The sequence below is a fragment of the Streptomyces sp. NPDC090445 genome (assembly GCF_044769385.1).
Classification (GTDB): Bacteria; Actinomycetota; Actinomycetes; order Streptomycetales; family Streptomycetaceae; genus Streptomyces.
Genome location: NZ_JBIVXV010000061.1, coordinates 1 through 9,307, shown reverse-complemented (window position 1 = coordinate 9,307; position 9,307 = coordinate 1). Strand labels below are relative to the sequence as shown.

The window sequence follows — 9,307 nt, the reverse complement described above, 5'->3', positions numbered from 1 at the left end:
AGCCCCGACGAATACGAACGCCGACACCACAGCGTTAAACTCACGCTCGCCGCGTGATCAATCCCCGCGTGCCCACCTTCACGGGGGAAGGCCCGACGGCACAGCGAACCTCGCACCGATGTCGTCAGCGTGGTGGCTGGACCAGTCCTGCATGCTCGGTCTCGGCAACAACGCCCAGACCACCGCGAACCTGCTGCGAGAAGGTGAGTGCGTGCTCAATCTGCCTTCGTCGGCGATGGTCGATGCCGTCGACCGGATCGCGCTCACGACCGGAAAGTCGGCCGTGCCGGGCTACAAGGAGAAGCAGGGCTACCGGTACGAGCCGGACAAGTTCTCGACCGCGCAGCTGACGGAGCAGGCATCGGATCTGGTCCGGGCCCCCAGGGTTGCGCAGTGCCCGGTCCAGCTGGAATGCAGGGTCGTCTCGGCCCATCCTTTCGGCGGTCCCGAACTGCATGCCACCGCGTTCGAGGTCGAGGTTCTTCGCGCCCATGTCGAGGAGGATCTGGTCATCCCGGGAACGCGCTACGTGGACCCGCTCGGCTGGGACCCGCTGATCATGAAGTTCTGCGAGTTCTTCGGCGGGGGCCGCAACGTTCACCCGTCGAGACTCGCCGAGGGTTGGAACATGCCGCACCAGCCCCGGTCGGCGACCGCCTGAACAGGCATCCGGCGCCCTCGCCCGCATCTCGTGACCATTCACGCGGGTTGATCACGGTATGCGTGATGGGGATGGGCTGTTCGAGGTCGGGCCGGTCGGGAAGAAGCGGCCACAGGGCCCTGCGGCGGCGGTCGGCAAGACGTTCCGGGCGTTCGATCCGCATCAGGTCCTGCTGCTGCCGCCGTCGTTGGACGACTGGCTGCCCGAAGACCACCTGGCCCGGTTCATCGCCGACCTGGTCGACGAGGTGCTCGACCTCGGGCCGGTCCTAGGGGCTTGCCCACAGCCTCTGACCTGTGCAAACGGAAGATCACCGAATTCGGGGGTTCCCGCCTCCGGTCACACCTGCGGCCCCCCGCCTAGTGTGATGCGCCAGAGATCCTGAGGGTTAGTAAGTACCCTGTTGCCATGTCGTATCCGGGACCTTCTGCTGTGGAGATCACGTTGTCCGAGGCCGAGCGTGCCGAGTTGGTGCGCCGGACGAAAATGCCGCACCGGCGCTCGGCCGAGAAGGCCCTCATCATCCTGGCGTGTGCTGATGGCATGTCGAACGCGGGTGTCGCGCGGATCGTCGGCGTCCAGGCCAAGACGGTTGGCAAGTGGCGTCGGGCCTTCGCCGCAGAGCGGATGGCGGGGCTTGAGGACGCCGGCTGGATCGGCCGGCCGAAGGCGCCGACCTGGTCCTGGACGAGGCCGAGCGGAGACAGCTGACGCGGTGGGCGCGGCAGGCCAAGACCGCCCAGTTCCTCGCGTTGCGCGCCAAGATCGTGCTGCGTTGCGCGGAGGGCGGGACGAACCAGCAGGCCGCGGCTGACCTCGGCATCGACAGGTCGACCGTGGACCGCTGGCGGGCCCGGTTCATCGCGAAACGCCTCGACGGTCTGCATGACGAGCCCCGCTTGGGCCGGCCGCCCTCGATCCTCCTCGACCAGGTCGAGGAGGTCATCGTGGCCACCCTGGAGTCGACCCCGGGCCAGGACACGCACTGGTCACGGGCTTCGATGGCCCAGCGTACTGGCCTGTCGAAGTCGACGATCGGGCGGATCTGGAAGCGGTTCGACCTCAAGCCCCACCTGCAGGACTCCTTCAAACTGTCCACCGACCCGCAGTTCGTCGCCAAGGTCGTCGACGTAGTCGGCCTGTACCACCACCCGCCCGAGAAGGCGGTCGTGCTCTGCGTGGACGAGAAATCCCAGATCCAGGCGCTGGACCGGTCCCAACCGGTGCTGCCGATGATGCCGGGCATGCCCGAACGGCGTACTCACGACTATTACCGGCACGGCATCACCAGCCTGTTCGCCGCCTTCACCATCGCTGATGGCACCGTCATATCGGCACTGCACCGCCGCCACCGGGCGATTGAGTTCAAGAAGTTCCTGATCCGGATCGACAAGGCGGTGCCCGCCGGGCTCGACATCCACCTCGTATGCGACAACTACGCCACCCACAACACCGCCGAGATCAGGACCTGGCTGAGCAAACACCCTCGCTTCCAGATCCACTTCACCCCCACCGGCTCCTCCTGGATGAACCAGGTGGAGCGGTGGTTCGGCCTGCTGACCGACAAACTCATCCGCCGCGGCGTCCACCGGTCCGTGAAGGCACTGGAGGACGACATCACCGCGTGGATCAACACCTGGAACGAAAACCCGCGGCCCTTCACCTGGACCAAGACAGCCGATGAGATCCTCAACTCCCTCGCCGACTACCTCACCAAGGTCGGAACCACCGGCCAGAAAACAGAGCAGAACTAACCCTCAGGATTTCTGGCGCATCACACTAGGTTCCGCGCCGCGCCACAGGATCCGATCGTGAACCCCGCGCAGGCGCACGCGAGTTGACGTACATTGATGGCCCTTTGGGGAGAGGGGTGCAGGGATGGGGAACGCCGGTGAACTGCGGCTGACCGACGGCAGTGGCATCTGGGTCGAGGTCGCCGACGCGGACGGCGGCGGTATCGAGCGGGTGGGGCGAGCCGGGGCGGCGCTGGCCCGGGCGGGCGAGACCCTGCAGGAGGCCATGGGCCAGATCCGGCCCGCGCTCGACGTCATAGCCGACGGGCTGCGCGGAATGGCCCAGGTGCCCGAGTCCGTGCGGGTGGACTTCGGCATCAAGCTGTCCGGGGAGACCGGGATCGTGGTCGCGAAGGCCGCCGCCGAGGCCAACTTCACGGTGAGCGTGGAATGGCGGCCCCGGTCCGACGCAGAAGCCGGGGCCGCGTCCGGCGCCGATGGCGGCCCCGGTCCGGCCGACGGGCCGGGGGCGGCGTAGCGAAGGCCGCCGGGGATGACTGTCGTTCGCGAGGAGGAGGCCCTCACCCGGTCCGTCGTACGGATCCGGTCCGGGTCCGGGTCCGGGGACGTGGTCGGCGCCGGTTTCCTGGTCGGCCCCGACATCGTGTGCACCTGCGCCCATGTCGTGGCCCGCGCCGCCGGCCTGGCCGGCACCCCCGACGAAGCCCCGCCGGGGCCGGTGTCGCTCGACTTCCCGATGGTCCGGGACGACACGGGGACCGTACGGGCCGCCCGCGCGAGCGTGGTGGCGTGGCGGCGGATCGCCGACGACGACTCCGGGGACGTGGCCCTGCTGCGACTGGAACGGCCGGTGCCTGGCACCCGCCCGGCGCCGCTGGTCGACGGCACGAGGGTGTGGGAGCACCCGTTCCGCGCCATCGGGTTTCCTGCGGGCTTCCAGCACGGCCTCTGGGCCCGCGGCACGCTGCGCGGGCCGCAGGGCGCCGGCTGGCTGCAGATGGAGACCCCGGCCGGCGAACCCCGGATCACTGCCGGGTTCAGCGGCTCCCCGGTCTGGGACGCGCGGCAGGACGGCGTCGTCGGGATGACCGTGGCGGCCCGGAGCGGCGCGGGCGCCACCACGGCCTACCTGATCCCCTCGGCCCAGCTCGTCGACGAGGGCGTGCTGCGGCCGCGCTGCCCGTTCCGCGGTCTGGCCCCGTTCACCGAGAACGACGCCGAGCTGTTCCACGGGCGTGCGGAGGAGATCGAACGCCTGCGGGGCGCGGTCGCCCGGCACCCGCTGACGCTTGTGGTGGGCCCGTCCGGCTCCGGCAAGTCCTCGCTGGTCCGGGCCGGGCTGCTACCCCGCCTCCAGCGCGAGGGGTTCAGCGTGTCCGAACTCCGGGCCGTTCCCGGGGCCGACCCGGCGGCCGCCCTCGCCCGCGCCGTGGTCCCCGTACTGGAACCCGGTCTCGGAGAGGTCGGCCGGCTGCGGGCGGCCGCCGAACTCGCCGGACTGCTGACGCAGGAGGCGGCCGGAGCGTTACGGGACCGGCTGCTCGCGCACGGCGGAACGGGTGGCCACGTCCTCTTCGTGGACCAGCTGGAGGAGTACGCCGGCGAGCGGCCCGACGCGGCCCGGCAGCTTCTGCGCCTGCTGGTCGCGCTGAGCTCCGCCCGGCCCACGGGCGACTCCGGACCGCCGGGCACTGAGCTGGACGACACTGGACCGGACGGCGCCGGGCGGTCGGATTCCGGGGTGGGTACCCCGCCGGGCGCCGGGGCGGCTGCTCAGCCGGGCGCCGGGCCCGTGCTGCGGGTGGTGGCCACCGCCCGCCCCGAGTCCCTCGACGTCCTGGTCACCTCCGGCACGGCCGCTCCGCTCAGCGGCGGCGCCGCCCAGTTCCTCGCCCCGCTCTCCGCCGAGGGCCTGCACCAGGCCGTCACCGCGCCCGTGGACGCCGTACCCGGCCTGTGGTTCGAAGCCGGCCTGCCCGAGCGCATTGTCGCCGACGCCGCCGACGAACCCGGCCGGATGCCGCTCGTCGAGTTCGCCCTGACCCGGCTCTGGGAGGAGCGCGAGCGGTCCATGCTCACGCACACCGCCTATGCCCGGCTGGGCGGGGTGGCGGGCGCCCTCGTCGGCTACGCCGAGGAGGCCCTGCGCACGCACGTCGCGGAGGACGAGGCGTACCTCGCGCGGCGGCTGTTCGCGCAACTGGCCCGGCCCGTCGAGGGCGGCGGCTTCGCCCGCCGCCCCGCCCGCACCGCCGATCTCGCCCCGGACCTGCAGGCCCTCGCCCGCCGACTGGCCCCCACCAAACTCGTGGTCCTGGGCCAGGACCAGGACGGCGCCGAGATCGTGGACCTGGCCCACGAGCAACTCGCCTCGCTCTGGCCCCGGCTCCAGGCATGGCTGGCCGACTCCCGGGACTTCCGGCAGTGGCAGGAGCAGCTGCGCCGGGACCTGGCACGCTGGCGGACCGGCGGCCGGGAACCCGGCGCGCTGCTGCGCGGCGGCATCCTCGACACGGCGTCGGACTGGCTGGCCCGCCGCCCCGAGGACATCCCGGCTGCCGAGCGCGACTACATCCGGCAGAGCGAACGCCAACGGCTCCGCGGCGTCCGCCGCTGGCAGGCGGTCGCCGCCGTCCTCACCGTGCTCGTCCTGCTGGCGGGCGTCCTGACGGTGTTCGTGCAGCGCCGCGGCGAGACGGTCGAGGCGCAATTGCGTACCCAGGCGTCCCGGGTGCTGGCGGACCTGTCCCACCGCCACGAGGCGGGTCGCCCCGCGCTCGCCATGCAGTTCGCCATGGCGGCGTGGCGGACGGAGCAGACCCCGGAGGCGTACGGGGCGCTGCTGCGGCAGTACCCGCGGGGGCAGCGGCTGACGGGAAGCCGGCCAGGCCTGTGGCCCGGCCGGTTCCTGGCCCTGCGCACCACCCGGGACGGCTCCACCGCCGTGGTGCGCTCGGTCCGTGACAGCGGCGAGTACGTCCTCACCGTGATCACCGGCCTGCACACGAAGCAGCCGGGACACCGGACGCTGCGCGATCTGCCCGGCGTCTGGTCGGAGGCGAGGGGGGACGCCCTCAGCCCGGACGGCCGCAGTTACGCCATGGCGGGTACGGACGGCAGCGTGTGGGTGTGGGACCTGACCGGCGACGGACCGCCGGTGCACCTGCCGTCCGAGGACACCAAGGGCCGCAAGGTGGTGAAGTCCCACATCCTGGACTACAGCGGGGACGGGCGCCGGCTGCTGCGGGTCGTGAAGTTCTACGACGCGTCCGGCGCGGCCGGAACGCACGACCGCTACGCCGCGCTCTCGGTCTGGGACCTGCCGTCCGGCGGGCGGGTACCGACGCCCCCCGATCTCGTACCGGGCGACATCAGGGACGCCGCGTTCACCGCCGACACCGGGCAGGTGGTCTTCACGCCCGAGTACACGGACCGGCCGGGGCAGACCGTCGTCCGGGAACTGACGACGGGCCGCCAGGTCGCCGCGTACGGCCCCGTGGGCCTCACGGTCATCACCGGAGACGGTGAACTGCTGCTCGAAGAGGTGAGCGGCGACGCCGGCCGGGACAGGGCGAGCAGGACCGAACGGACGCGGCCGGCGGGCGCGGCCCCCGGTCCGGCGACACCCCTGCCGGACGTGGTGGACACGACGAAGCTGGACGTCACGGGCGAGTTCGCGTTCGTCGGGCAGCCGACCATCGACAAGAACTACCAGGAGGTGACCCTGATCGCGCTGCGCACCGGCCGGATCCACCGGACCAGGGTGCCCGCGCAGGGGGACGGCGACCTGACCCTCGCCGTCGTCCCCGGCCAGGACGATCGGGTCACCGTACTCCTCCCGACGGCGGACGCCCTGCTCACCGCCACCGCGGTCCCGGTGGACGCGACGACGGAACTCACCGCGGCCACCGCGAACGCGAACGGTGCCCTGTCGCCCGACGGCCGCCTGCTGGCGCGTACGGAGGCCTCCTTGCTGGAGATCGTCACCGCCGACCGCGGCAGCAGCCGGCGCGCGCCGAGGGACGCCACGACCGGGAATCCGCCCGTGCCGGTCTGGACGGCGGACTCCCGGTGGGTGGTGCTGGAACGCTCCGACGGGGGCCTGGCCGCGTACCGGGCGGACGATCCGGCCCAGCGGGTCGACCTCCACTGGGACGCCGGTACCGGCCCGGCACGGCGGGGGCCGGCGGTCGAGGCCGTCGAGCCCATGACCGGCTCGGAGCTGGCGGTCTTCACCGCCGACGGCCGGCTCATGCTCGTCGACGCGGCCACCGGAGGCCCGGTGGGTCCGGCGACCCAGGTGGAACGGAAGTCGGAGGCACAGGCCGTCGATCCGGTCATCTTCACCGGCCTGGCCCAGATCCGCGCACGGCCGGGGCATCCGGACGAGGTGGCGCTCGTCACCAGCTCCGCGGCCACGACCGGCACGGTGGAGATCCGCAACGTCCGCACCGGCGCCCGCACCCAGACCTTCACCGTGGGCGAACTCCCTTCCCGCTTCGAGTTCTGGGACTCCACCCCGCTGCTGTTCAACGGTGACGGCAGCCGTCTGGTGACCCGCAACGCGGACGGGTTCCTGCACCAGTGGGCCCTGCCGGGCGGGGCGGCGGACGCGCGCCCGCTGGCCATTGCCGGGGCGAAGGTCACCGGGCTGATCGGCTTCGGAGCACGACGGACGCTGATCACGACCGGAGGCGACGGCGAACTGCAGTTCTGGGACCTGGCCGGCGGGCTCCTCCTCACCGGCCACCCCACACCGGCGGACCTGGGCATCACCTTGCGCGGCACCCGCCTCTCCATCGCCGGGGAAGGCTGGTACCAGGACCTGGACCTGAGCCCGGACGAAATGATGAAGACCCTGTGCACCGGGGTAGGACGGGACTTCACCGCGAGCGAGCGCGAACTGCTGCCGGGGGGCGCCGTACGCGAACCACCCTGCGGCTAGGCCGTTTCCTTCAGATCATCGGATCGCTGGTCTGGTGTCGTTGACTGATGCCCGGTGGGCCCGCCTCGAGCCACTGCTACCGGACCGGACGCCGAAGCGGGGTGGGCGGTGGCGGGACCATCGGCAGGTGATCGACGCGATCGCGTTCAAGTACCGCACCGGGACGCCGTGGATGGACTTGCCCGAGCGCTTCGACTCGTGGAAGGGCGCCCACAACCGGCTGCGGATGCGGGCGGCGAACGGTACCTGGGAGACGCGGCCGGGGCCCGTCAAAAGGGGCCCCGGCCGGCGAGCCGGACCATCATGCCCTCGGACGGTCCCGCGGCGGACTGACCACGAAGATCCACCTCGCCGCGGACAGCCGCTGCCCGCCGTCACCTGCGGCGGCGCGGGATCCGAGCGGTGATCCCGCAGCCCGCGGACCAGGCCGCGAACCCCAGGCGGCTGGGCCGGCCCGGCGGCCGTCCGCCGGCTTCGACCATGAGGCCTGCCGGCAGCGGAACACCGTCGAGCGCAGCATCAACAAGCCCTCCGCTGCGCCGGTTCCTGGACCGCGAACTGTCGGCCGGCCCGCGGCCGCTGCGCTTCCTTCCGCGCCCAGCACCGCACCGCACCGACAACCTTCTCCTGTCCGGGCCCGGCGTGGGCACAGAGGCTGGCAACGTCGGCACCGCGATCGACCAGCGGCTGCGCCTCGCCTTCACCACGGCCGCCCCCGTGGACCTGGCCACCGAGGACGGGATCGACCTCACCGGCGGCATCGGCCGGCGCGCAGGCTTGCGGATGCGCGCGGTCGGCACGGGCACCACGGACATCCCGAACAGCTACGGCACAGGCTGGAAAAGCACTCGAGACACCGACCCGGCCGCGGCCACATTCGACTCCGGCCTGTCCCAGCGGGATCTGATTGCTGTCTCCGGCTGCAGCGCCGACGGCTCGGAGCCAACCCTCGACGGGCCCACCGTGCGCGCGTGGTGCTCCTGGCCGTAGGCCTCGATCCGAGTCCCGTCCAGCGCAGCGTTCGCACGGTCAGACGGCAGCTCGTCGAGCAGCAGCCCCACGCACCGGGGCACAGGCCTAAGCCCAGCATTGGCCAGGTGTGGGGCGGGCGGCCGCGGGCAGTACTGCTGGCGCAGGTGTGTCGTGAGCGGCTGTGGTGTTCAGTCGCTGCTTTCAGTCGCTGGATATAACTGCAGGTCACAGCGTTACCGAGGGCAGTTCAGCGACTGAAGCGACTCAACTCCGGGTATATGACAAGATTCGTAGGCGCGCGTGTGCGTCATATAGAGGAGCCTTCAGTCGCTTCAGTCGCTGTCTAGGAGCTCACGTGCCGTCTGGCCTGGGGTTTCGTGTCCAGCAACGTGCAGCGACCGAACGCCCGTGGGTCGCTGTGATCGACAGGCCTCAGTCGCTGAGGAGCTGTGGCGTGATTGATCGACACACCGGCCGGAGGGTTTGGTGACACGCTGCCCACACCGTGCCCAGGGTTTCGCTAGCACCTGCTCCCGCCGGCGGATTCACCGGACTCGAACCCGCTCCCGGCGCCCGCCCGCCGAGGGAACCCCGACGTTCCCCGGCCCGCACTCACGCAGCATCGGTGTGTGTCTTTCCCGGATGTTACGAGTAACCAGCATCCCAGTCGGAGGGCCCGCCGCGCGGTTGCTTGAGAAGGCGGCATACGCAAGGCGCGCTTGACCGGGTGCTGCGCGTCTTTCCCGGACAGCTGGCGGCTATGGACCGGTGATGCGGTGTATAGCCCGGAGGGGTTGGTGCGCCAGGGGCATTGGGGCCCGGATCTGCTTGGGGAAAGTTGCCGAGAACGCAGTGTGAGGCGATGACGCCGACTCGCGGTCGGGGCCTCCCCCTGAGTGGTGGACACGCTGATACTGGATCTGCTTGATCCGGAGGAAGCGAGAAGACCGCCGATGGCGATGAGGGACTACTCGG

Annotated in this window: 6 protein-coding genes and 2 pseudogenes; all 8 read left to right on the top strand. The window is 71.4% G+C overall.

Annotated elements, in window-relative coordinates; all coding sequences use genetic code 11:
• Positions 1 to 661, top strand: a 661-nt coding sequence (locus ACIQUT_RS40045) for a flavin reductase family protein (RefSeq protein WP_403570636.1), incomplete at its 5' end; no start/stop codon positions are given.
• Positions 662 to 737: 76 nt separating this feature from the next.
• A pseudogene (locus ACIQUT_RS40040) lies at positions 738 to 932 on the top strand (IS1182 family transposase); the annotation flags it as partial.
• A gap of 137 nt (positions 933 to 1,069) precedes the next feature.
• Positions 1,070 to 1,372, top strand: a complete 303-nt coding sequence (locus tag ACIQUT_RS40035) for a transposase (RefSeq protein WP_403570635.1) — start codon at positions 1,070 to 1,072, stop codon at positions 1,370 to 1,372.
• Positions 1,312 to 2,415, top strand: a complete 1,104-nt coding sequence (locus tag ACIQUT_RS40030) for an IS630 family transposase (protein WP_403570638.1) — start codon at positions 1,312 to 1,314, stop codon at positions 2,413 to 2,415. Before ACIQUT_RS40035 ends, ACIQUT_RS40030 begins: the two co-directional genes overlap by 61 nt.
• A 124-nt stretch (positions 2,416 to 2,539) precedes the next feature.
• The gene (locus ACIQUT_RS40025; protein WP_403570633.1) at positions 2,540 to 2,932 is read left to right on the top strand and encodes a CU044_2847 family protein; all 393 of its coding nucleotides are present in this window, start codon (positions 2,540 to 2,542) and stop codon (positions 2,930 to 2,932) included.
• Positions 2,933 to 2,947: 15 nt separating this feature from the next.
• The gene (locus ACIQUT_RS40020) at positions 2,948 to 7,360 is read left to right on the top strand and encodes a trypsin-like peptidase domain-containing protein (RefSeq protein WP_403570632.1); all 4,413 of its coding nucleotides are present in this window, start codon (positions 2,948 to 2,950) and stop codon (positions 7,358 to 7,360) included.
• Between the two features lie 22 nt (positions 7,361 to 7,382).
• Positions 7,383 to 7,896: pseudogene (locus tag ACIQUT_RS40015) on the top strand (transposase); the annotation flags it as partial.
• Positions 7,897 to 8,002: 106 nt separating this feature from the next.
• Positions 8,003 to 8,350 (top strand): hypothetical protein, encoded by a 348-nt coding sequence (locus ACIQUT_RS40010; protein WP_403570630.1) that lies wholly within the window; start codon positions 8,003 to 8,005, stop codon positions 8,348 to 8,350.
• Positions 8,351 to 9,307: the final 957 nt, after the last annotated feature.